Source organism: Alkalimonas delamerensis, assembly GCF_030717955.1.
GTDB lineage: Bacteria > Pseudomonadota > Gammaproteobacteria > Enterobacterales > Alteromonadaceae > Alkalimonas > Alkalimonas delamerensis.
Genome location: NZ_JAUZVY010000001.1, coordinates 768058 through 790756 on the forward strand (window position 1 = coordinate 768058; position 22699 = coordinate 790756).

Sequence of the window (22699 nt, forward strand, 5' to 3'; positions counted from 1 at the left end):
TGATGCTCCAGCTGATTGAGCTGTGGGAATCGGTACAGGATTTTATTCATACCGGGGGCAATGTCTTGTACATTGTCGCCCTGGTGCTCTTCATCATGTGGTTTCTCATGTTAGAGCGCTACTGGTATCTGAAAGCGGTTTTCCCAAAGGAAAAGAAAGCGATTATCGCCCGCTGGGATGCCCGGGAGGACACCACCTCTTGGTATGCTCATAAAATCCGTGATACCTGGATTTCTGAAGCAACAACAAAAATTGACCAGAATATGCTGCTGATAAAGACGCTGGTCGCTATGTGTCCTTTGATTGGACTTTTGGGAACTGTCACCGGGATGATTGCGGTCTTTGATGTGATGGCGACTCAAGGTACAGGCAACCCAAGAACCATGGCGTCAGGTATCTCCATGGCAACAATTCCGACCATGTCTGGGATGGTTGCTGCACTTTCCGGAGTCTTTTTCAGCTCGCGGTTAGAGATCAGAGCAAAGCGGGAAAAAGCGAGCTTGGTTGATAGCTTACCGCATCATTAAAGAGAGATTTTTATGGCACGTAAACGTATTCGTGAAGACGACGAGGCCCAAATCGACATTACGCCGATGATGGATATCGTTTTCATTATGTTGATCTTCTTTATCGTGACCACTTCCTTCGTCAAGGAAGCCGGTATTGACGTCAACAAGCCTGAGGCAACTCAGGCCCAACAAAAACCCAGCGCAACCATCTTTATTGCCATTCGTCCAAATGGTGAGATCTGGATGGACCGTCGTATGGTGGATGTGGAGCGGGTCGCAGCAAACATTGAGCGTTTGGTTGCTGAGTCACCGACCGATACCATTATTATCCAGGCCGATAAAGAAGCTATGCACGGCCGGGTAATGGAAGTCATGGATCAAATCAAAGCGGCAGGTGATTACATCATCACTATCGCCGGGGAGCAGTGATACTATGGCACGTTTACTTACATCGCTATTTCTTGGTGCTGTGGTAACGTTTCTATTGTTCTTGTTAATGGCGACCCTGGTCAAAGGGACCGGGGAACGTCGAGCTGACGAGCAAGAGCGGATTGTGATAGAAATTAATACCACACCGCCGGATATGGACACCCAGGTGCGGCGGCCACCTCCGCCACCACCACCGCCACCACCGGCACAACCGCCGCAGCAGCCGCAAACACCACCGGAGCAAACCGATGTGTCAGGCGCAGTCGGCTTTAATATGCCAGGTTTGGATTTAGGTGGTGCCACCGGCGGTATCGGTGACCCCTCGGGCGCTTTGATGCGTGATGGCGATGCTCAGCCTATCGTCCGGATTGAACCGCGTTACCCGGTTCAGGCAGCACGGGATGGTTTGCAGGGTTGGGTTCGTTTGAGCTTCAGCATCATGGAAGACGGCAGTGTTGACAACGTCGAAGTGATCGAAGCAGAACCACGCCGTGTGTTCGACCGTGAAGCCATACGTGCACTGCGCCGCTGGCGCTACCAACCAAAAATTGTGGATGGTCGCCCTCAGCAGCAGCATGGCTTGCAAGTGCAACTTGACTTCACTTTAGATATGGCCGGAGGTTAATGATGACTAAGTTCACAAAACTTACCTCAGCATTGGCAATGGCTTTCGCACTGTCTGCTGGTGGCTTTTACACCCCAGTCAGTTTTGCGGAAACTGCAGCCGAGCGGCAGCAACGTATCCAAGAGCGTCGTGATCGTCGCACTCAGGTCGTCTCAGAGCGGACTGGCCGTTCAGTTTCTCGTGCCTTTGACTTGTATCAGGAAGACAAGACCAATGAGGCACGTCAAATCCTGATCGATACCCGCACAAGTTCGGACTTTGACCGCGCCTTTGTTGACAGATACATCGGTCAGCTCTTTATCGGTGATGACAACAAACGTGCTCTGGAGTATTTGCAGCGTGCGGCCCAACCCGATGTGTTGAGCTTCAACGATCAAGCCAATGTTCTTGAGACCATCGCGCAACTGCATATGGGGGAAGAAAACTTCCGCGAAGCCATTGAAGCATACAATAAATGGATGCACTTTACTGGTGACGAAAAGCACGATGTGTTTATGCGTATTGCCCAGGCGCACCAATTGCTTGAACAGTACGCTCAGGTTATCGATCCGATCAATCGCGCTATTGCGATGGCACCAGAGCCAATTGAAGCCTACTACACGCTGAAGTTTGCTGCTTTGTTTGAAGCGCAACGGATCCCGGAAGCAACGGCTGTACTTGAAGAAATGGTGGTGTTATTCCCAGCAAGCGCGCAGTGGTGGTTCTACCTGGGCAGCACTTACCAAATGCAGGAAGACTTTATCAAGGCATTGAGCGCTCTACGTGTTGCTCGGATCCTTGGCTATATGGAGACTTCGCAGCATTTTCAAATGTACGGTCAGATGTATGCCAACAACGAAGTACCTTTCCGTGCTGCTTCTATTTTCGAAGAGCAGATGAAAGCCGGGGTCATCCCCGAAAATCGTACCTTGTTAATGGCGACAGCGAGCAACTTCCAGGCCGCACGTGAGTACGTAAAAGCAGCTGAGTTTTACGGTCGTCTCGGTCAATTGGAAAATGATCCTGAGGCATTCCGTCGGCAAGGGGATGCTCTGCTAAACATCCAACGCTACCGCAACGCCATCACTGCGTTTAATCGTGCGTTGGAGTTGAATGTGGAAAATCCTGCCCGAGTTCAGATGAGCCTGGTGAATGCACATTTCTACCTCGAGCAGTATCCGCAGGCTTTAGCAGCTGCGCAACAGGCAAGACGCGATTCAGCCCTTGCCCGTCAGGCTAGGAGTTGGGAGCAGTACATTCGCGAAAAAGCCAAGCAGAAAGGAGTCGACCTCTAAAGGTCGCTCATTTTCTGTTACCAAAGGCCCGATTGCATCGGGCCTTTTTGTTTTATCAGCCCCTCACCCCTCAGTTGAGCTGAGCTATTCAGCAGCCATCTTTTGTTGTATACTTGCTCAGCAGTGATTGGCTATCAAGTTGTCAGGTTAGTTTACAATGACAGTTTGGGTGCTTAAGGCTAGCTGATTAATCATTTGATTAGTAAATGAATTTTATATTTGGCGTGTTTTTTGCAGTCTTAATGGTTGTGCTATACCGTCAAAATCGTTGTGCAAAGGAGTCGTCTTCGATGGATAAAAAGGATCATCACGCAAATCACAAAGCCAGCCAAAGTCGCCGCAAATTTTTAATGCGGACAGGTGCCGGCATTGTTATCGCGTCGCTACCAGCTCGCTCGGTCTGGGCGGGAAGCGGTGGTATTGCGCAATCCATCGTAGCTTCCGGGCATGGCTCTGATTTTGCTAATGGGGTTCCTGTCAAGCTCCAGTCTCCTGGTTACTTTATGAATTCGCTAACTTCACAAAATCATCGTCGTTTTGTGGATGTTTTTGGTGGTGCCCCTTTTAATCGCACAGGTACCCCTTATTCCAGTTTAAAGTCTGGCCACAATGCTACCCTTGGCGATATTTTGAACAGTGCTGGCAATGGCAATGGGAAGCTTGGTGGACCAGGTAACATCAATTTCCATTTGGTTGGTATCTATCTGAATGCCTATTTCTCTGCGCTAGGTGAACCGGCTATGTACTATCCAATTATCGGTCATGATAAACCTTTTGCAGATGACATCGCTTTTGCAACTTACCTCTACCAGCAGGCTTTAGATCAGGGGCCAAGTATCTACGGTGGTGCTCTGGGTCAGCTGATAGATCACAACCACGCTTAATTGTCATTGCAGACCAGCCGTGGCTATTGCGAAAGACGTATCGAATGTATTGGCAGCTAACATTAGCTGCCATTTTTTTTCCGACGACTCCGGGGTGGTTTTTTTTAATCGCTTGACTGGTGAAACTCTTGGATTAGCACTGGATTACGATGCTTTTATGGCGTTATGCCTGTCCAAGCGTTATCCTGAGACGCTTCAAGGCAATGAGATACGCCAGTTCGAGAAGATGCTGGCCGCTCCCTGGAAGCAAAGTGAACAATCAGATGACCCGCACCCTAGCACTTGAACTGGCTCCGTTTCGTTTTCTGGTTGAATCGGATATCCCTTTTGTTTATGAGAACATTCGTCGGTTATATGGCTCTGCAGTCAGCGACTGCTTAGACAAGCCTGACTACTATGTCTCCGTCAAAAAAGCCGAGGGCATCCGCAGCTTTTACCGGCCACAAGCACGTTTTTTTGCCGATCAACAAGAACCTTTTCAGCCACTGCAGCAACAGCAAGCTTACGCCATGCTGGAGTGGGGCATGAATTGGTGCATCGCCACCCATGAAATGCAGCACGTCATTATTCATGCCGCTGTGTTAGCCAAAGACAACAAAGCCATTTTGTTTCCAGCACCACCAGGCTCAGGCAAAAGCACCTTAACGACCTGGCTGGCTTTTCATGGCTGGCGCTTGCTTTCCGATGAAATGGCCTTGATTCAGCCTTTTAGTCGGACGGTGCTGCCGTTTGTTCGTCCCATCTGTTTAAAAAACAATTCCATTACGCTGGCAAAAAGCTGGTTTCCGGATGCAACTTTCTCGACCATTGCCTCCGATACCCACAAAGGGGATGTCATCCACCTATCGCCACCTGAAGACAGCTGGCAACAAAGCTGCACCCCGGCTGAAATCATTGGCGTGGTTTTTCCAAACTTCCGCGCAGATCAGGCGCTGCAGGTGTATCAACTGAATAAAACCGAAAGCTTTATGCAGCTGGCACAAAATGCCTTCAATTATGGCGTGATTGGTGATGATGGTTTTAGCACCTTGTGTCAGTTGATTGAGCAAGTGCCCGGTTTTGAAATTTTTTACCAGGACTTGGCCGAGGTAGATGCTTTTTTGCAGCAGGAGTTGATTGATGCTACCGACTGACTGGCTGATGCGGCTGGTAAAGTCGCCTGAAGCAGCTGTGGCTATCCCTGAGCAGCATTGGCCTTTAATGGTCAGGTTGCTTAGAAAACATCAGTTGCTCGCCCGGTATGGCCATTGGTTTCGCCAGGCAGGGGTATTTGAGCAATTGCCCCACTATGCTCAGCATCATTTACGCAATGCTGAGATTTTAGCGAGCAAGCAGCAGCATCAGGTTGTTTTTGAAGCGGCTGAACTTGTGAGCCTGTTGGCTCCGCTAGGAGTCTGTCCGGTGTTTTTAAAAGGAGCTGCGTATTCACTGGCGTTTGAAGCCTCAGTGGGCTCTGGTAGAACTTACAGCGATATCGATGTGCTGGTGCCAAAAGAGCAGATCACTGCGGTGGAGCAACGACTTGCTTTACACGGGTATTACGGTGAAGCCATGACAGCCTACGATCAGCACTATTATCGTCGCTGGACTCATGAAATTCCGCCGATCCGCCATCATAGCCGCGGCACTGTGCTCGACATTCATCACAACCTGATTCCACCGATTTCTGGTCGTGCCCCGGATATGGCTGTCTTTTTGCAGCAATTGGTGCAGTCGCCGCAAGGTTTTCAGGTACTGGCCTTGCCTGCAATGACACTGCACAGTCTGGTGCATCTGCTGTTTAATGAGGAGTTCAAACACGGCTTTCGGGATCTCACCGATCTGCATTTGCTTTTTGGGCAGTTTAGGCAAGCTGATGATTGGCAGCAGTTACTGCAGTTGGCACAACAAACCGGCTTTTTGTTTGAGCTATTTCTTGCATGTCGTTACTGCAAGCAGCTGCTTGGGACCTCTTTTCCTGAGTTCTTCCTGGATGAACTGGCGGCACAGCAGAGAAACCAGCTGCATCAAGCCTTGCTTGATTTTATTTTTTTGCGGGTTTTGTGTCCCCGCCATCCGGTAACCGATGGCTGGCAACATCGATTGGCTGATCAATTAAGCTGGTTACGTGGCCATTGGCTTAAAATGCCGCTCTCTGTGCTGTTGTGGCATACTGCAGTCAAAAGTAGCAGGGCTGTAATGATGGCAGTGCTGGGGAAAAGCTACTTCGAACCAGAGCGCCGTTAAGCCGCTCTGGTTGAAGGATGTCGGTGACGCTGAGTCACTAGGAATTAGCAGGTTCGTTGTTCCGCAACTCGATCAAGCGGTATTTATCGATCAACGAGTACAGGGTTGGCCTGGTAATGCCCAGCAAGTCCGCTGTTTTTGACAGGTTGCCATTGCTTAGCGCATAGGCTTCGCGAATGGCCTGGCTTTCTGCATCTTCACGCACTTTGCGTAAGGTTCTGGGTGCGCTGTGCTCGCCGGAGCTGCTCAAACCAAGATCATCCGCGGTGATTTGTTTGCTATCCGCTAAGATAACAGCAGATTTAAGCTTGTTTTGCAGCTCACGAATATTCCCCGGCCAACGATGCTGTAACAAAGCCTGAACCGCGTCCTCAGAAAAGGCATGCACCTGAGTCTTAAACTCCTGGTTAAACTTATGCAGCAGTGCCTTGGCGATAATGAGCACATCCTGACCACGGTCTCGCAGTGGCGGGATAAAGAGCGTCATTTCGCTAATCCGGTAGTACAAATCTTCCCGAAAGCTTTGTTCAGCAACCATCTCAGAAAGATTGCGGTGGGTGGCACAAATCACCCGCACATCCACTTCAATCACCTGACGGCCACCCAATCGCTCAATGACGCGCTCTTGCAAAAAACGCAACATCTTGGCTTGCAGGCTCAGCGGCATATCGCCAATTTCATCCAGCAGCAAGGTGCCGCCGTTGGCACATTCAATTTTACCCAGGGTGGTTTTATTGGCACCGGTAAAGGCGCCTTTTTCGTAGCCAAAGAGCTCACTTTCCAGCAAGGTTTCCGGAATGGAGGCACAGTTAATGGCGACGAAGGGTTTGTCGGCTCTGGGGCTTTGTTTATGAATGCTGCGGGCAAAAACCTCTTTGCCGGTGCCGCTTTCACCTTGCAGCAAGGTGGTAATTTCGGTGGGGGCAATTTTTTCAACCATGCGGCAGGCTTTTAAAATGGAATCGCTGTTGCCGATGATGTCCTGTTGGTGCAGCCCGGAGTGGCGCAAGTAGCGGTTTTCCTGCTCCAATGCACTTAGTTTAAAAGCTCTGGCCAGAATGACGCTCAGCACTTCTGGTTCAATGGGTTTTTGGTAGTAATCGTAAGCACCCAGGCTGACCGCTTTAAGCGCATGCTCTTTGTCGGTATTGCCGGTGATGATAATCACTTTGCAATCGGGGTGTATGGCCAGAATGTCGGTCAGGCAGGCTAAGCCTTCAGAAGCATTGCTCGGGTCCGGCGGCAAACCAAGATCCAGTGTCACGACAGCTGGCTCGTAACGACGTACCTGAGTCAGTGCTGAGCTACGGTCTTCGGCAAAGACGAGTTCGTAATCGGGTAAACTCCATTTTAGTTGCTTCTGAATACCAAGATCATCTTCTACGATTAACAGTGTCTTCATGTCACAATCCTTGTCCTAACTCTGTACTAGTTTAAAGGAAGTCGCATGGTAAAGGTAGTCCCTTCACCTTCCTTGCTGTGTACCAACAGCTGGCCGCCACATTGCTCAACAAAAATCTGCGCATCGTAAGCACCAATCCCCATGCCAGCGTTGCCTTTGGTCGAGTCAAAGGGCTTAAAAAGCCGGGTCGCAATAAAATCGTCACTCATGCCGCAGCCAGTGTCCTGAATGCTGAGCTCAACCCAATCCTTGTTTTGTTTGAGTGTCAGGGTGATCTGACCATCATCAGGCGTCGCGTGCTGGGCATTATCAATCAGATGAAACAGCACATTGGCAAAGCGCTCTTTATCCAGCGATAACTGGCTGTCCTGTTCAACTTGCAACCGAGGGATTGGCTGCTGGCCCTGACAGCGACTGTCAATCAGTTGCGCTAACAAAGGAGCAAGCTGAAATCTGGATTCTTGCTCATCGTGCCGCTCTTTATCCATCAGTTGGGCCAGCATTTTATCCATTCGCCGCTTGCTGGAGGCTATGGTGTCAAAGGCATCGGCCACAAATTCAGGGTTCGACTGATGACGCTCTGCATTTTTCAGCAGCAAGCCCAATTGTGCGGTGATGTTTTTAAGATCATGCACCACAAAAGCCGACATTCGGCTAAAAGCCGCAAACTGCGCGTTTTCCATCAGTTTGTTGCTGGCTTCCATCAAAAACAGATAACTGGCAATTTGCTCGGTGACTGCCAGCAGGTAATCCCGTAACTCCCAGTTCAATTTTAGTTGCAGGGCCGGATCTGTATCGAGCATGCAAAGTCCCCAGAGACCGTCTTTTGCCAGGATTGGGATAATAATCTGGGAGTGGCAGGATTGGGGAGGCAATGCCAGTTGCGCAACGAATGGATCCTTCGTCTGCTTTAAATCGACAATCCAGTTCTTCAGTTGCTGTTGCGCCAGGTAATGCTCAGCAATAGTTCGCTCGGCCGGGGTCAGCTCGGGGCGGTTGATTCGAGCCAACACCCGGATCTGCGGTTGAGTGCGTAACAATAAGCCTTTGTGGTAGCCAATGGCTTGCAGCCAACTGGCAAGGGCTTCCTGATGCACATCGTCGTGATTGACGTCTATTTGCCGCAGCCTGTGGGTTAATTCAAGCCATTTGGCCCGGTAATCGAAGGTGTTTTCAAAAAAGTGTTTTTCAATAAACACCTTAAGCTTTCGTCGCATGGTATCGGACAGCAACAATGCGGCCAGAATGGCGAAGCCAAGTACGATGAAGGTCGCTTGCAACAGTTCAGACCAGGCACCACCACTGAAACGAATGTAGAAACCTGCTAACGCCAGCAAACTCAGGTACAGGCCAGCAGCCAGCACCAGGGAACTTTGCAGCACGATATCCCTGGAGATATAGACACGAATGTTCCAGGCCTTGATGCGACGAATGGAAATGACCAGCAGCGGCAACATCAGCAGCTGAATAAAGCTTCGGGCTGACCACAGCTGCGCATCTATCCGCAGAAAAAGGCTGGCTTCGGCCAGCAGTACAAAATCAAACAGCACCATGATGCTAAGGGCGACGATCAATGGCTTAAACTGCCAACGCGCACTGCCTGCACGGCGATACAAGGCTTCAATCAGAGCCAGAATAAAAACGCAGAGAACCAATTGCCCTGTCAGCAGTAAGTTAACCGGCACCAACTGAATAGAGGCGAGCAGGGTCCACGCCAGCATCACCACGACAGTTGTCCAAACCTCTTTACGCTGCACAAACAACCACAGCGACTGCTGCTGACTTTGCAAGGCTGCGTACAAAAACAGCACCAACGCCAGCAAGCGGCTATTCTCGAGCCAGAGTGACCACTGGTTCTGGTAAGCTGTGGTCGGCTGCCAGGCATAAAGCGAAGCCCAGACCACCGTCAACAAGACAAAGCCGAGCAAGATGCTTCGTGGCACATTGCGAGCTTTTACCGTCAGGAGTAAAGCAAAGAAAAAGAAATAACCAATGGCGGCCAGAACAAAACCAATTTTATCCAGGGCCAGTTGATTCCAGAGCGGCAGCATTCGAGTGGCCGGCGTTAAGGGGTTTGTTGCAGTAACTGATGCACATAACGAACCGGAATGGCATAGCTAATCCCGCTCGGATCGCTGAGCACCGCTTCCCGGGTACTTTTAACATGCACCATATTGATCACACCAATCACCTTGCCGCTGGCTTGATGGATCAAAGGGCTGCCACTGTTGCCAGGGTAGGCGGTCGCATCCAGTTGATAAATTAAATAAGGCTCACGCAGTTGGCGTAGTGCCTGAATGTGCAAATCACGTGAATTATCGACCGGGATAGCAATAGGGGTAATGGCAGCAATGATCCCCTGATGGGTTGCAGGATACAAACCCAACACATTGGAGATTGGAAAGCCGGTAAAAGCAATGCGGCTGCCTTCCGGGTAATAGTCTTTTCCCGCCAGGCGAAGCGCTGGCAATGCCTGCTCTATTTCCATGATCGCCAGGTCATACTGGGGCGCGTTACGCCGACCGGTCATCGGGTGAATGGTGATGTCACGGGCCGAGCCCGATACCACCACATACTGCTCACGCCTGGACTCATCCAAAGCACGACCTATCACGTGGTAATTGGTCACGACTTGCTTGCCGTTGCCAACCACAAAGCCTGTGCCAATAAACTGCAAACGGGGGGAGGCGGTAGGGTTATGAATGGCGATACCAACGACTGAAGGCTTGACCTGAGGGATCAGTTCCACCAACTCAGCCGCTTGGACTGAGCCGAAAAAAAACAGCAACCACGCGATTAGCAAACGCATTTTCATCATCCTTGGTCTAAACTTTGATCGAAACGCTAAGCGTTCAACACAAGTGAGTGTATCGTATTGTGTCAGCTTTGCAAAAATGATTCACTCTATTGCCGGTTTTCAGGGCTATTTTTACAAGGATATACCGATGTTAGTCCAACCCCTGGAGCGTGAAATTGTGCCAATTTTTTCCGGCGGAGGTACCCGGCTCTGTTGCTATATCGGCATTTTGATGGCCCTAAAAGAAATGCGGCTGCATTTTAATCATCTGGTTGGTGTATCAGGGGGGAGCATTGTGGCGGCTTTGTATGCAGCCGGCTGGAGCCTGGATGCCATCAAAGTCTTGGCGATGGATACGGATTTTAAGCAATTTAAAGAAATTTCGTTTTGGTCGTTATTGCGCACCGGAGGCTTGTCCGATGGCAATCGGTTCGAGCAGTGGCTGGATGACAAGCTGGAAGGGAAAACCTTCGCCGATCTTGAGCTTGATTTGCATGTGCTGGCTACCGATATTAATGGTGGTGGCCCAGTGGTTTTTAATAAAGCCCTGACGCCAACGGTTAAAATCTCGCAGGCCATTCGTTATTCGATGTCCATTCCCTTGTTGTTCTCATTCAAGAGCTTTCACAGCCACGTGATGGCCGATGGCGTGATTTTATCGGAAGATGCATTGCACAAAGACTGGTCTGGTCGTCATATTCCTGCGGTATGCTTCCGGCTAAAAAGTGACTCAGAAGAGAAGCCGGTTCGTAAAAACCGGCTATTTCCGCTGGTATCTTACATCAATATGCTGATCCAGACCTTTATGAACGCTGTATCCAGAGAATACGTTCACGCCGAGTACTGGCACAACACCATCCTAATCAATACCGGCGATGTGTCCTCTGTGGATTTTAGTTTGTCGCTCGAAGCCAAACTGCATTTATTGCGCCTGGGTTACGAGACGTCGATGGATGTAATTCCGAAAAAATTAAACTGGCTTCGGCAGTAAACTCAAGCCATACTAAGATGAACTCAGACTTAACGCGATGCAGTAATGACGGACCATGAAAAAACTCAAAAGCCTTGCCGATAAACCCATCATTGGTGGCGTAGTAAAACGCGCGATGACCTCCTTAGCCAGCAATGACGCTAAGGTTATTTCCAAACACTTTTCACAATATCTGCGACCACAAATCGCCAACACCGAAGAGCTGCGGCATGAGGTTTATCACTTACGTCATCAAGTCTATTGCGAAGAGTTGAACTTTGAAGATATCAAAGAGAGTCATGAAGAGCATGACGAATTTGATAACCGGTCCATCCACTGTTTTGTCCGTCATCTGAGCTCTAAAAGCCTGGCCGGAACCGTGCGGCTGATCCAGTCAAATGCGGAGCAGGAGTTGCTTCCTATCGAACAGTTTTGCAGTCATGCCATTGACCATCCTGAACTGTCTCCGGCAAATTTTCCGCGCGACGCTATCTGCGAAATATCCAGGCTTGCAGTGCCGGAAAATTTTCGTAAACGGGCCATCGATAAGTTTAAAGGTGCTGCGACCGGTGCCATTAATGAGCAGGCGTTTTCGGAAACTGAGCTGCGTTGTTTCCCCTACATTGCCATTTGTCTTTATTTAGCGGCAACGGCTATGGCGATGCAAACCAAGCGCTACCACGGTTTTGTGATGATGGAGCCCCGCTTGGCCCGAAGTCTGACTTTTGTCGGGATCCAATTTCAGCAAATTGGTAAGCTGATCGAGTTTCATGGCAAGCGAGCCCCTTTTTATATTGATGCAAGGCAACTGCGTGAAAACCTGAGCCCGGGCTATTTAAAACTGCTCGAGTCGGTTGAGCGTGATCTGATCCAATCGGGGGGGTTAAAGCCGACGACGGATAAAGGCTACAACAACGGCTTCAGCATGAACCCTCAGGTGAGTACTAACTAGTTTTCATCCAGAAACGGGCTCCTGCCCTTATTCAGGAACGACAAATGAAAATTGCGATTTCCATTTGTCTCACATTTTCAATGCGTTACCACGCACTGAAAATGGTAGCGCATCCGTGCGCTGCGCTAGTGCCCGCCTTTCTGGACGGGCACTAACTAATTTTCCTTGTAGACAGGCCAGCCAGGCAGTTGAAAAAACAAACAGCAAAGGCCAACAGGCTTTTAAGTCACAGCGCTGCTTTTTATCTGACAACACCATGCCATAGATAGCGTGGCTGGCTTGATAACCGAAGTGGACAATCAAGATGAATGATGAACAAAAATCAGCGCTCAGCAAGCAGTTGATGGCTTTGTTGCAACCAGAGCAGGTCTTGGTGAGCCCTGAGGACCTGAAACGCTATGGACAAAACTGTGAAGCTATCCGCTATCAGGCACCCATTGTTGTTTGTGCCAGGCAGGTCTCGGATATCAAAGCTTTGCTGCAGTTGGCAAATCAGTTGGCCGGAAGTGAACTGCACTTTTCAATCCACCCCATCAGTACCGGCAATAATTGGGGCTACGGTTCGAGCCGGGCACCCAATCAGAGTTCCGTATTGCTGGATCTTTCTGCCTTAAACCAGATCCGGCTGATTGATGCCCAGCTTGGACTGATCGAGGTTGAGCCAGGCGTCACGCAGCAACAGCTGTGGGAGTTTTTGCAGGCCGGGCAATTGGACTTTATGGTCCCGGTGACCGGGGCAGGACCAAGCTGCAGCATCCTCGCCAATGCGCTGGAGCGCGGTTATGGCATCACGCCTTATACCGATCACTTTGGTGCGGTAGCCAGTATCCGGGGCTTTCTTGCCGACGGCACGCCATTTCGCTCGGCGATTGCTGAACTGGATCAATCTGGCGAAGATAGAATCGATCACAGTTACAAATACGGGGTAGGGCCTTATCTGGATGGACTATGGACCCAGAGCAATCTGGGCATTGTCACTTCCCTGTCGCTACGTTTAAAAGCCAGACCGAAAGGTTTTTGCGCCTTTTATCTGCAATTTAAGCAGGATACTGATTTTGCCAAAGCACAACAGCTGGTGTTTAAGCTGTTGCAGCGGCTGGAAGGGGTCGTCGGCTCCATCAACCTGATGGATCAACGCCGGCTGGCTGCCATGATGGCTCCCAATCCCAATGGCCCGGCTCAGCATCAGGTGATGAGTCAGCAGCAGCTGCAAACTATTGCAAAGAACTTTCAAATCCCTGCCTGGACCGTTGTCGGATCGCTTTACGGTGAGCCCCAAGTGGTTGCCGCGGCTCAGGCTGTTGTGAAGCAACTGTGTAAGGGGCTGGGCTGTAAGATTATTTTATCCAATGGCCCTCTGATTCGGATAGCGAGCCGTTTGTTACCGCATTTACCGGCATCCTGGTTGGCGAAAGAGCGGGGAATGTTGGCCTCGATGCAAGCGGGTATTGAGATTATGCTGGGCAAGCCCAACCAGGTCGCCCTGCCATTGCCCTACTGGCGTAACGCATCGCTGCAGCCGGCCCCCGGAAATCCACTAAACCCGGCTCGGGATGGCTGTGGTTTGCTTTGGTATGCGCCATTGATTCCAATGGAAACCAAGGCGATGTGGCACTTTGTCGAAACCGTCCGTCGAATCTGCCCACAATACGGTATCGAGCCGATGATCACCTTTACCAATTTACGGCATGATTGCGTGGATAGCACCATTCCGATCATTTTTGATGCCAGCAACTCAACGGCCTGTGAGCAGGCGCAAGCCTGTTTAACGGCTCTGGTGGCCTATGGCTTAGAGCAGGGTTGGGTGCCGTACCGCCTCAATCTGGAGCAGCAGCAACGTTTGCTGCAAAAAGACAGCGCTTTTTGGCAACTGGTTGCACGGCTGAAAACGGCGTTGGATCCGCATCACTTGCTTAGCCCGGGGCGCTACAACCCATAACAACCCCATAAAACAGCCATAAAAAAACCTCCTGAATTGCAGGAGGTTTTTTATTAGCGGTGCTTACGATTAAGCTTTTTTGCGGCGGGCCATGCCACCTAAGCCCAGTAAGCCTAAACCTAAGATGCCGATGGTAGCTGGTTCTGGGATTGTGCTTGCGCGCAGAACACCTGAACCATCAAAAGTACTGCCTATGAAAAGTGACGCTTCTGATACACTGGAAGCATCATTGCCGTTAAATAAGCCTTGCTGGAAATTACCATAAGCTGCGGCTGTAACATCACCTAGTACCCAAGTCGCAGATAAAATACCAGTAGTGTATGGTGTTGCTGGGTCTGGTGATAAAGTCACGAATGCAATATCACGAGCAAGCAATTCCAACCACAAGGAACCATTAGTTGCAGTTGCTGCGTCCATTGGGTTATTGGTGAAATCGTAATCAGGCGTTGAGTCAGAAAAAATTCTGATAAAGCCTTCTTCTTGAACAAAACCACCAGCACCATCAGTCAAGAAGCCACCGATTTCGAAAGTTAACTCGCACGATGTGCAAAAAACACTTTCGTTTGTGCCATTGATGGAACGAACAATACCGTAACCGAACAGTTCTGTTCCAGCAACTGCTGGGTTACCAGTGAACTCCTGAGCAAAATCAAATTGTGCTCTAAAATCAATTGCGGCATTTGGATCCCAAGTCACACCACCAACAGTGATTGGGGCTGCATAAGCGGCACTGGACAATCCCAGTAAAGCGGCGCCAACTAACATAGTACGAATTTTCATATTGTGCTCCTTGTTTAAGCAACTTCGCATCATTTTCTGAAGTTACAAATATCAATGCCAATTCTGTGCCAGAATTTTATTTTTTTTAAGTTGTTGTTTTTAAATGAGTTGATTTGCAGGTGATTGCTTCGGTCTTTGCGGCTGTAAAAAAATCAGACATCGCAGCAGCTGAGTTAAAAAATAGTTTTCAATCAAGAATGGATTGAATTAGACTGGCTCAACACACTGCTTCAGTGCAGATAACAAACAATAAATCAGAGCGATGGAGTGCTCGGTAGTCACATTTGGGGTTTCAGTGATGTCCATCGCGAATTTCTTCGATTACTTTGAGTTGATCGCGGCCGATACACCGCGTTTAAAGCGGGAGGCTTATGCCATTCGCTATCAGGTGTATTGTGAAGAGTTTGGCTATGAAGATAAAGCAGCTTTTCAGCATGGTCTGGAGCGGGATGATTTTGACCACCATGCCTGGCACTTTCTAATCCGGCATAAGGCAACTGGCATCTTTGCTGGCACTGCCCGTTGTGTTTTGCCTTACGATCAATTTAATGCCAAGCGGCCCTTGCCGGCAGAAAAGCATTGCCCGACAGCACTGAACCCGGCTGTGGTAACCGCCATGGGCTTAAAGCGAGGGGATTACGCTGAAGTGTCCCGGTTAGCTGTACGCCGTGATTTTCGTTGTCCGCAATGGATGGATGAACATTTAAACCTCAACCACCAACTCTATTCGCCAAAGCCCGGTGAAGCAAAAAGCTTTGCCTGTATCTCGGCCTGCCTGTATTTTGCATTGGTGGCCTTTTTTCAGCATCAATCCAATCTGCAAGCTTTAATAGCGATGATGGAGCCGGCTTTGATGAAGCTGCTGCAACGAACCGGCTTCCAGGTAAAATCAGCCGGCAACCTGGTGGATTATCATGGCCGCCGAAAGCCATGCATTCTTCGCCGCATAGACCTTACCGAGTCGATTTGCCCCTGTTACCAGCCGTTCGTCCGCCTTGTCACCGAAGAAGTTGCCAGAAGCCTGAACAAGCAAGCCTGTTACGCATTAGAAACCGCATAAAAAAGCCAGCTGCATGCAGCTGGCCAGGTTAACGCCTTGCTAACAACTTAGTTCAGCTGATTTTGCAGTGTTGCCAGACGCTCCAGAATAATAGGATCATCACTTCTGACTTCAGCCAGTACCTGCTTTGCTTTGGGCTGCTGATTGGTCTTGAGCAACGCTTCTGCGTAGTTCAGCATCACTTCGGGGTGATCCGGCCGGATGCTTAACGATTGCTCGAAGTGCTGCAAAGCTTCTTGAGGCTGGTCCAGCTGCAACAAAACCTTGCCGTACGTATCGATAACGTCCGGATGATTGGGCAGCAACTCCATCGCACGTTGTGCATAGGGACGTGCCTGTTCAGCCTGATTAGCCACGGTCAGTAACCAGGCATAATTGTTTAAGGCAATGATATTGTTCGGCTCATTCTCCAGCAGTTCCTGGTACATTTGCTTGGCTTGGGTCGAGTCGCTGTGCAAAAGCAAGGTTGCATAGTAGGTATTTAAACCATCGTCCGAACCATGCTGCTCTTTGTGCTGATCAATAAAAGCCAGCGCACTTTGCTCTGACTCGGTCGAGGTTAAGTTGACCGCGATAAAGAGTGCGGTTTCGTGGGCTGGGTATTGAGCATAACTTTGTTGGAAAGCCCGTTTTGAAGCCGCAGGATTATTGCGCATTAATTCCAGCCGGCCTCGCACAAACTGCATCTGCGGGTGTTGGCTTAATGCTTCAGGGATGTTGTTTAGCACTGCCAGCGCCTGGTCGAGCCGCTGCATTTGCACCAACAGGGTCATCTGTGCAATCAGTAGCTGTGGCTCGCCCGGTACTTGCTTCAGCAAGTTATTTAAAACCTCCAGTGCTTGTTCCTGCTTGTTGTTTATGGTTAAAGCGTTTGCCAAAGCATAGCCGGCCTGAAGGTTAGCTGGCTCCTGACGGTGCCAGCGCTCTGCTTTTTGCACGGCATCTGCGGGACGCCCCAGTCTTAGGAAGGACTCAATTAACAACAAATGATGGGTAGCCGGCAATTGTTGGTTCGGAAGACTGATACCCTGCAACAAGGTTACGACCTGCTGGAAGTCTTGTTGATCGTAAGCAACCCGTGCACGAAGCAAACGGGCCGGGTACACCTCTTTATTCTGACGATGAAGCCGATCAATGCGCGCTGTAGCGTCGCTGGTATCTTGCAAGGCCCTGGAAATGGCATAGTATTGTTCTTGACCGGCCAGGTACTCCGGGTGCTGATCCAGCATGGCTTTCAACTGCTGGCTGGCTTTGGTCAGATCGCGCTGCTGCACATGCACCATGGCTTGCAACAAGGACGAGAACGGGTTTAGTGGCTTTAACTGCAAGGCTTTCTCGGTAAGCTGCATGGCGTTGTCAAAGTTCTGCTGCAGGAACTGGGCATAAGCCTGCAGATTGTAACCGGCAACTTGCATCTCAGGATCCTGAATCCACTTTTCAGCCAAAGCAGAGGCTTTATCGTGCTCGCCTTGCTGCAAATAGCTCATTGCCAGAACCATGCGTGTTTGTGTGATGGATGGATCCAAGGCCAGGGCTTGCTCCAGATCCCGGATCCCAGCTTCACGCTGACCTTCGATGCCCAGCTTGACTGTCCCAATCGTCGCTAAGCCTGAGGCATCCAACTCCCCTTGATATTGGCTGAGCAGTTGGCGGGCAGAGTCCGGGGCGCCACGGCGCACCAGTTCAAAGGCGGTGCTGGTGATCAGCTGTAGATTTTGCTCGTGCTCAGGCAGGGTTGCCAGAATAGTAGCCGCATCTTCGGTTTCTCCGGCTCTTAACCGCAGTAACGCATACAAGCGCTGCGCTTCCGGGATCTCGTGCAATTGATTGCGGATGGGATCCAGGTGACGCAAGGCTTGCTCTTCCAGGCCCAGCTGCGTCGACGAAATCGCTGCGATCACCCGGGCTCTGGTGCCAACCAGGCCATGCCGGATGGCACGCTCACTGTGTGTTTTGGCAGCTTCAAAATCGTTACGTTGAAAACTGACCAAACTTTGCAGGTAATTGGCCATAGGCTGCTCTGGGAATAATTGCAGCAACAGCTTTAGATGGGGCTCACTGGCATCAAATTGACCGTGCTGAATCGAAGCTTGTGCCAGCAGCAAACGTGCCAGCAATTTGCTGGGAGCCAGTGCTACGTAGTGTGTGAGCTGCTCGATTGCCGCTGCATGTTCGTTTTGAGCCAGATACACTTTGCCCGATAAATACAACGACTCTGCATAGAGCTCGCTGTCCTTGGTAATGTTGTTCAGCAGAGCGAGGGCTTCGGCCGGCTCCTGGGCACTGAGTTTTAAGTGCGCTTGTGCCATGGTGGCAACATCTGCATGAACGCTTTGGCTTAGACGCTCAAAGTGCAGCAAGCCGGAAGGGCCGTCTCCCAGCTCAATTTCTGCCAGGGCTCGGTAGCTGTCGACCAAAGCGGCAGTGCGCTCGGACAGCTGGTCAGTGGCCTCAAAAGCTGAAATCGCCGCCTGATAGTTGCCAGACAGGTAATAGGCCTGCATCAACGCCAGGGCGCTATCTTCTTCCGGGGCCCCGTAGCGTAGCGCGCGTTCCAACTCCCGCTCTGCACTGGCGGTATCGCCAATACCAAGCAAGGCTTTGCCTAAAGCCAGGCGGTAACGGTATTCATCGGGTGACTGTTGAATGGCCGAACGCAGTTCAATCACTGCGGCATTGTATTCGTTGCTGGCCAAAAATTGTTGCGCGGACTGATAATGCGCCTCACTGTCTTTCTTGCTGCAGGCGGTCAGCACTGCCAGCAGCGCTATACCGGATAAAATCCTTGTTGTCGTTTTCATGTTTTATCTCCTTTTGCAGCCGGTTAACCAAACAAGCCGCGGGTATCGATGACAACCTTGGCAGCAACATCGCCAGGCTTAAGGGACTTAAATTGTTTGTGATCCACCAGCACCACCAAAATATGGGCGCGCTCTAAGGCTTCGTGCAGTGAAACCAGCCGCTGCTGATGGGCCTGGTATTTTTCCGGCAATTGGTGAATGTTGGGCTCAACCCACAGAACGTCACCGACCCCTTGCTCGCTCAGCTGCTTTGCGATATCCAGCGCCGGGCTTTCCCGCAGATCGTCAATATCGGCCTTAAACGCCAGGCCGAGACAGGCAATCACCGGACGTTTGAATTCATCCGCTGCCTTTTTCACCCGCTCTATCACATACTGGGGTTTGGCATCGTTGATTTCGCGTGCCAGCCGGATCATCTTGGCTTGCTCGGGGGCCGAGTCGACAATAAACCAGGGATCCACCGCGATGCAGTGACCACCAACCCCAGGGCCTGGGTTTAAGATGTTGACCCGGGGGTGGCGATTGGCCAGTTGGATCAATTCCCAGACGTTGATTTTCAGGTGATCGCACACCATCGACAACTCATTGGCAAAGGCAATGTTGACGTCGCGAAAGGAATTCTCGGTCAGTTTGGCCATCTCGGCGGTACGGGCATCGGTCATCAGGCACTCGCCACGGACAAACAATTGGTACAGTGCCATGGCTTGCTGGGCACAACGTGGGCTGATGCCACCAATAATGCGGTCATTGCTGACCAGCTCTTGCAACACCCGGCCAGGCAATACCCGCTCGGGGCAGTGTGCGATGAAAATATCCGCCAGCTCCGGGTCCTGATGCGGCAGGGTCAAATCCGGGCGAAGCTCAGCCAACCAGCGGGCGATTTGCTCGGTGGTGCCAACTGGCGAGGTGGACTCCAGGATGATCAGATTGCCTTTTTCCAGGTAAGGGGCAATGGCTTGAATCGCAGCTTCAATGTAACTCAAGTCGGGTTTTTTCCCATCCTGAAACGGAGTGGGTACGGCAATCATAAAGACATCGGCTTGTTCGGGCTTCAGCGCAGCTTTTAGTTTGCCTGTTGAGACCGCTGCTTGTACCAGCATGTCCAGATCGGGCTCAACAATATGAATTTTGCCTTGGTTGATGGTACGAACGGCGTGCTCGGAGACATCAACACCATGCACCTGGACACCGCGTGAGGCGATCACTGCAGCCGTGGGCAAGCCAATGTAGCCCAAACCAATGACGGAGACTTTACTGAATTCTTGCTTCATAGATTCCTTGCTTCCCACCTGGGTGGGTGATGGTTACTAACCAGTCACCAAAGAGCGACCAGTCCGTGGTTGTATCGAACGATACCAGCAAGGGCCAGCGACGCTGTCTAAGCCGGGAAACTGTACTACGAAAGCAGATGCCCGCACTCCATTGCTGCCTGTTCGACTTACCTGTCAAAAATAATTATCAGCCTAAACGATAGCCGGTTAAAGCGCAATAGCCAGTCGCAGCGAAGGGCACGGTTTGCAAGGGGTTGGCAGCAAAAACTTCACCTTGGATGGTATTTTTTTGCTACCATCGCGCTTAGGATATTCGCTCATGGTCCAGCATTAAGGATAAGGTCACCCCATGCTAAAAACACTGATTGTGTTCGGAACTCGCCCGGAAGCCATCAAAATGGCGCCTCTGGTTACTCAATTGCAGCAGGCCCCCGGCATCGACAACCGTGTCTGTGTCACGGCGCAGCACCGGCAGATGCTGGACCAGGTGCTGGATTTATTTGCCATCCAACCGGATTACGATTTGGACATAATGAAACCGGGGCAGGATTTGTTTGATGTCACCATCACCATTTTAGAGCGTTTAAAAGCCGTGTTGCGTGACTGGCAACCGGATCTGGTGTTGGTGCACGGTGACACCAGCACCACCTTTGCTACGGCTTTAGCTTGTTACTACGAAAAAATCGCCATTGGTCATGTCGAGGCCGGTTTGCGAACCGGTGACTTGTTCAGCCCCTGGCCCGAAGAAGCCAATCGCAAACTCACCGGAGTCCTGACCCAGTTGCACTTTGCACCCACAGCGACCGCCCGGCAAAACCTGCTGGCTGAAGGTGTGCCAGCAACGCAAATTGAAGTGACCGGCAATACGGTGATCGATGCCTTACTGGCGGTGGTTGAAAAAATTGATCAGGACGATGCCTTGCGTCAGCAATTGTCGGCCAAGCTGCCTTATGGTCAGCAGCGACGGATGATTTTGATCACCGGCCATCGCCGGGAAAGTTTCGGCAGTGGCTTTGAAAACATCTGCGCCGCCTTGCAGCAACTGGCCAAGCAGTACCCGGATTGTGACTTTGTCTATCCGGTGCATCTCAACCCCAATGTGCGCGAGCCGGTGTATCGCTTACTCGGCGAACAAGCCAATATTCATCTGATTGAACCGCAGGATTACCTGCCTTTTGTCTATCTGATGCGCCAATCTTACCTGGTGCTAACCGATTCGGGTGGCATTCAGGAAGAGGCACCATCGCTGGGCAAACCGGTGCTGGTGATGCGCGATACCACCGAACGGCCAGAAGCCGTTGCCGCAGGCACTGTCCTGTTGGTAGGGACGAACACAGACAGCATAGTCCGGGAGGTTTCCCGCCTGATGGACGATACGGCCTGGTATCAGCAAATGAGTGTGGCCCATAACCCATATGGTGATGGTACCGCTTGTCAGCAGATTGCCCAATGCCTCAGTACCTTCAAACCCGGTTAGTTGGTCGCCCTGGCATGACACCGTACTGGTTCAGGCGCTTGTTCAAATGTGCATCAATAGCGCTGCTAAGTACTTTGCTGTTGGCAATTTTGCTGTTGGTAGTAATCATCGAGCGAAGTCCTCGTGCACAAGCCAACACCGAACTTACACCAGGCACAACGCTGTTGGCGGAAGCTGCAGGTCAGCGCGCTATAAAGCAGTTTTTACAAGCAGAAAGCCTGCAATTGCACCGGCCTGAGCTGGAAGCTTTGTTGGCGATTGCTGGGCATGCTTATCCAGAGTTTAGCACTCAGCTGATGCTGGCCGAGCAGCAGGCAGAGCTTCGTGTCAGCTACCCACTTTGGTCCGGCCGTGCTTATCTAAACCTGACACTGCAGGCAGGTGATGCCGAATCTAAGTGGCTGCACCGGCTGCAACTGGGCAAACTCAGGGTGCCGGGCCCTTGGCTGCTGCCTGCGCTACGCCTTTCTGGCTCTGTGCTACCGGCCAGTGATGAGCTGGCAGAGCTGCTCGCCGGCATTCAGCAGCTCAGCATCACGCCGGAGCTGGTTCGTTTTCGGCTGGTGTTATCCGAGGATGAACAACAGGATACGCAGGACTGGTCACCACTGCAGCAACTCACCGCCATTGCCCCGGCAGAGCTGCGTCGCTACCAGCAGCAACTGTATCAGTTTCAGCGCGACACGGCAGCCACCGAGCTCAGTGCTTACCTGATGGCGGCCTTTCAGTTGGCTGGCGAACAAAGCCAGCGGTCGGGCAGCTCGCTGCAGCATGAGCATCGGGCTGCTTTGCTGGCACTGGCCAGTTTTTTTGGCACCGATCATTTTCGCTGGCTGTTTTGGGGCAGTAGCGAGGGGCAAGGTTTGTTATCGTCGTCCATCCAGGTAACCCTGGCCGGGCGGGAAGACTTGCTGCTGCACTTTGTCTATTCGGCGGCGATTGAAGCCCTCAGTAACCGAAGAATTGCCTGGTTGGCAGGGGAGATGAAGGAGTTGCTGGATACCAACCCGGGACGAAGCGGCTTTAGCTTTGTCGACTTACTGGCGGATAAAGCCGGTTTGTACTTTGCCAGCCAGGCCCTAAGCTCCAAAGCTTCAGCGACCAGGCTGCAACAACAACTTGCTCGCGGTATTGATGACAGCGATTTGCTGCCCGCTTTCGATGCACTGCAGGAGGGTATTCAATATGAGCACTTTATCCGCTATTATACCAACCTGGAGTCCGAGGCTTATCAAAAGCAACTGGCGGCACTCCAGCAAAAATTAGGGGCAATGCCGCTCTACCGTGGCAAGGATTAGCCAAT

Annotated in this window: 20 protein-coding genes; 14 read left to right on the top strand and 6 right to left on the bottom strand. The window is 51.1% G+C overall.

Annotated elements, in window-relative coordinates; genetic code table 11:
• Positions 1-2 precede the first annotated feature (2 nt).
• The 8 genes from Q3O59_RS03510 to Q3O59_RS03545 all read left to right on the top strand — a co-directional run bounded on the left by Q3O59_RS03510 (position 3) and on the right by Q3O59_RS03545 (position 5947).
• Entirely contained in the window at positions 3-527 is a 525-nt protein-coding gene (locus Q3O59_RS03510; protein ID WP_091342575.1) for a MotA/TolQ/ExbB proton channel family protein, read from the top strand.
• Between the two features lie 12 nt (positions 528-539).
• On the top strand, positions 540-938 hold the full coding sequence (locus Q3O59_RS03515; protein ID WP_228591958.1) for an ExbD/TolR family protein: 399 nt from the start codon (positions 540-542) through the stop codon (positions 936-938).
• Positions 939-942: 4 nt separating this feature from the next.
• Positions 943-1563, top strand: a complete 621-nt coding sequence (locus tag Q3O59_RS03520) for an energy transducer TonB (protein WP_228591956.1) — start codon at positions 943-945, stop codon at positions 1561-1563.
• Between the two features lie 2 nt (positions 1564-1565).
• On the top strand, positions 1566-2837 hold the full coding sequence (locus tag Q3O59_RS03525) for a tetratricopeptide repeat protein (RefSeq protein ID WP_305944252.1): 1272 nt from the start codon (positions 1566-1568) through the stop codon (positions 2835-2837).
• A 290-nt stretch (positions 2838-3127) separates the two neighbouring features.
• Complete coding sequence (locus tag Q3O59_RS03530; protein ID WP_305944253.1) at positions 3128-3721, top strand: hypothetical protein; 594 nt, start codon at positions 3128-3130, stop codon at positions 3719-3721.
• 19 nt (positions 3722-3740) lie between these two features.
• On the top strand, positions 3741-4007 hold the full coding sequence (locus Q3O59_RS03535) for a hypothetical protein (RefSeq protein WP_305944254.1): 267 nt from the start codon (positions 3741-3743) through the stop codon (positions 4005-4007).
• Positions 3973-4854, top strand: coding sequence for an HprK-related kinase A (locus tag Q3O59_RS03540; protein WP_369812340.1), 882 nt, complete (start codon positions 3973-3975; stop codon positions 4852-4854). Before Q3O59_RS03535 ends, Q3O59_RS03540 begins: the two co-directional genes overlap by 35 nt.
• Entirely contained in the window at positions 4841-5947 is a 1107-nt protein-coding gene (locus Q3O59_RS03545; protein ID WP_305944255.1) for a nucleotidyltransferase domain-containing protein, read from the top strand. Before Q3O59_RS03540 ends, Q3O59_RS03545 begins: the two co-directional genes overlap by 14 nt.
• Before the next feature lie 37 nt (positions 5948-5984).
• Here Q3O59_RS03545 and prsR read toward each other — a convergent pair whose 3' ends face one another.
• From prsR to Q3O59_RS03560, 3 genes are read right to left on the bottom strand one after another with little or no spacing between them, the layout of a single operon-like run.
• Complete coding sequence (gene prsR, locus Q3O59_RS03550; RefSeq protein WP_305944256.1) at positions 5985-7349, bottom strand: PEP-CTERM-box response regulator transcription factor; 1365 nt, start codon at positions 7347-7349, stop codon at positions 5985-5987.
• Positions 7350-7375: 26 nt separating this feature from the next.
• The gene (prsK, locus tag Q3O59_RS03555) at positions 7376-9400 is read right to left on the bottom strand and encodes an XrtA/PEP-CTERM system histidine kinase PrsK (RefSeq protein WP_305944257.1); all 2025 of its coding nucleotides are present in this window, start codon (positions 9398-9400) and stop codon (positions 7376-7378) included.
• A gap of 14 nt (positions 9401-9414) precedes the next feature.
• Positions 9415-10158, bottom strand: coding sequence for a S1 family peptidase (locus Q3O59_RS03560; protein WP_369812341.1), 744 nt, complete (start codon positions 10156-10158; stop codon positions 9415-9417).
• Positions 10159-10294: 136 nt separating this feature from the next.
• On the opposite strand from Q3O59_RS03560, the gene Q3O59_RS03565 reads away from it, so the two are divergent.
• From Q3O59_RS03565 to Q3O59_RS03575, 3 genes are all read left to right on the top strand, one after another.
• On the top strand, positions 10295-11137 hold the full coding sequence (locus tag Q3O59_RS03565) for a patatin-like phospholipase family protein (RefSeq protein WP_305944259.1): 843 nt from the start codon (positions 10295-10297) through the stop codon (positions 11135-11137).
• Positions 11138-11192: 55 nt separating this feature from the next.
• Complete coding sequence (locus Q3O59_RS03570; RefSeq protein WP_305944260.1) at positions 11193-12068, top strand: PEP-CTERM/exosortase system-associated acyltransferase; 876 nt, start codon at positions 11193-11195, stop codon at positions 12066-12068.
• A 304-nt stretch (positions 12069-12372) separates the two neighbouring features.
• Positions 12373-14007 (top strand): FAD-binding oxidoreductase, encoded by a 1635-nt coding sequence (locus Q3O59_RS03575; RefSeq protein WP_305944261.1) that lies wholly within the window; start codon positions 12373-12375, stop codon positions 14005-14007.
• Positions 14008-14076: 69 nt separating this feature from the next.
• Here the strand turns inward: Q3O59_RS03575 and Q3O59_RS03580 are convergent, their stop codons facing one another.
• Positions 14077-14787 carry a PEP-CTERM sorting domain-containing protein gene (locus Q3O59_RS03580; RefSeq protein WP_305944262.1) on the bottom strand — a complete coding sequence of 237 codons (711 nt, stop codon included), beginning with the start codon at positions 14785-14787 and terminating at the stop codon, positions 14077-14079.
• Between the two features lie 298 nt (positions 14788-15085).
• On the opposite strand from Q3O59_RS03580, the gene Q3O59_RS03585 reads away from it, so the two are divergent.
• On the top strand, positions 15086-15847 hold the full coding sequence (locus Q3O59_RS03585; RefSeq protein WP_305944263.1) for a PEP-CTERM/exosortase system-associated acyltransferase: 762 nt from the start codon (positions 15086-15088) through the stop codon (positions 15845-15847).
• A gap of 47 nt (positions 15848-15894) precedes the next feature.
• Here Q3O59_RS03585 and prsT read toward each other — a convergent pair whose 3' ends face one another.
• Both prsT and wecC read right to left on the bottom strand, forming a co-directional pair.
• On the bottom strand, positions 15895-18648 hold the full coding sequence (prsT, locus tag Q3O59_RS03590; RefSeq protein ID WP_305944264.1) for an XrtA/PEP-CTERM system TPR-repeat protein PrsT: 2754 nt from the start codon (positions 18646-18648) through the stop codon (positions 15895-15897).
• A gap of 23 nt (positions 18649-18671) precedes the next feature.
• Positions 18672-19919: a UDP-N-acetyl-D-mannosamine dehydrogenase gene (wecC, locus tag Q3O59_RS03595; RefSeq protein ID WP_305944265.1), complete on the bottom strand. Its 1248-nt coding sequence runs from the start codon at positions 19917-19919 to the stop codon at positions 18672-18674.
• Between the two features lie 349 nt (positions 19920-20268).
• On the opposite strand from wecC, the gene wecB reads away from it, so the two are divergent.
• On the top strand, positions 20269-21396 hold the full coding sequence (wecB, locus tag Q3O59_RS03600; protein ID WP_305944266.1) for a non-hydrolyzing UDP-N-acetylglucosamine 2-epimerase: 1128 nt from the start codon (positions 20269-20271) through the stop codon (positions 21394-21396).
• Positions 21369-22694 (top strand): hypothetical protein, encoded by a 1326-nt coding sequence (locus Q3O59_RS03605; protein WP_305944267.1) that lies wholly within the window; start codon positions 21369-21371, stop codon positions 22692-22694. Before wecB ends, Q3O59_RS03605 begins: the two co-directional genes overlap by 28 nt.
• The last annotated feature ends 5 nt before the right edge of the window (positions 22695-22699 follow it).

Bases quoted from the DNA above. Each gene is read 5' to 3' on its own strand.
- Q3O59_RS03510 (WP_091342575.1), top strand. From the start codon at position 3: ATGCTCCAGCTGATTGAGCTGTGGGAATCGGTACAGGATTTTATTCAT.
- Q3O59_RS03515 (WP_228591958.1), top strand. From the start codon at position 540: ATGGCACGTAAACGTATTCGTGAAGACGACGAGGCCCAAATCGACATT.
- Q3O59_RS03520 (WP_228591956.1), top strand. From the start codon at position 943: ATGGCACGTTTACTTACATCGCTATTTCTTGGTGCTGTGGTAACGTTT.
- Q3O59_RS03525 (WP_305944252.1), top strand. From the start codon at position 1,566: ATGACTAAGTTCACAAAACTTACCTCAGCATTGGCAATGGCTTTCGCA.
- Q3O59_RS03530 (WP_305944253.1), top strand. From the start codon at position 3,128: ATGGATAAAAAGGATCATCACGCAAATCACAAAGCCAGCCAAAGTCGC.
- Q3O59_RS03545 (WP_305944255.1), top strand. From the start codon at position 4,841: ATGCTACCGACTGACTGGCTGATGCGGCTGGTAAAGTCGCCTGAAGCA.
- prsR (WP_305944256.1), bottom strand. From the start codon at position 7,349: ATGAAGACACTGTTAATCGTAGAAGATGATCTTGGTATTCAGAAGCAA.
- prsK (WP_305944257.1), bottom strand. From the start codon at position 9,400: ATGCTGCCGCTCTGGAATCAACTGGCCCTGGATAAAATTGGTTTTGTT.
- Q3O59_RS03560 (WP_369812341.1), bottom strand. From the start codon at position 10,158: ATGCGTTTGCTAATCGCGTGGTTGCTGTTTTTTTTCGGCTCAGTCCAA.
- Q3O59_RS03565 (WP_305944259.1), top strand. From the start codon at position 10,295: ATGTTAGTCCAACCCCTGGAGCGTGAAATTGTGCCAATTTTTTCCGGC.
- Q3O59_RS03570 (WP_305944260.1), top strand. From the start codon at position 11,193: ATGAAAAAACTCAAAAGCCTTGCCGATAAACCCATCATTGGTGGCGTA.
- Q3O59_RS03575 (WP_305944261.1), top strand. From the start codon at position 12,373: ATGAATGATGAACAAAAATCAGCGCTCAGCAAGCAGTTGATGGCTTTG.
- Q3O59_RS03580 (WP_305944262.1), bottom strand. From the start codon at position 14,787: ATGAAAATTCGTACTATGTTAGTTGGCGCCGCTTTACTGGGATTGTCC.
- Q3O59_RS03585 (WP_305944263.1), top strand. From the start codon at position 15,086: ATGTCCATCGCGAATTTCTTCGATTACTTTGAGTTGATCGCGGCCGAT.
- prsT (WP_305944264.1), bottom strand. From the start codon at position 18,648: ATGAAAACGACAACAAGGATTTTATCCGGTATAGCGCTGCTGGCAGTG.
- wecC (WP_305944265.1), bottom strand. From the start codon at position 19,919: ATGAAGCAAGAATTCAGTAAAGTCTCCGTCATTGGTTTGGGCTACATT.
- wecB (WP_305944266.1), top strand. From the start codon at position 20,269: ATGCTAAAAACACTGATTGTGTTCGGAACTCGCCCGGAAGCCATCAAA.
- Q3O59_RS03605 (WP_305944267.1), top strand. From the start codon at position 21,369: ATGCCTCAGTACCTTCAAACCCGGTTAGTTGGTCGCCCTGGCATGACA.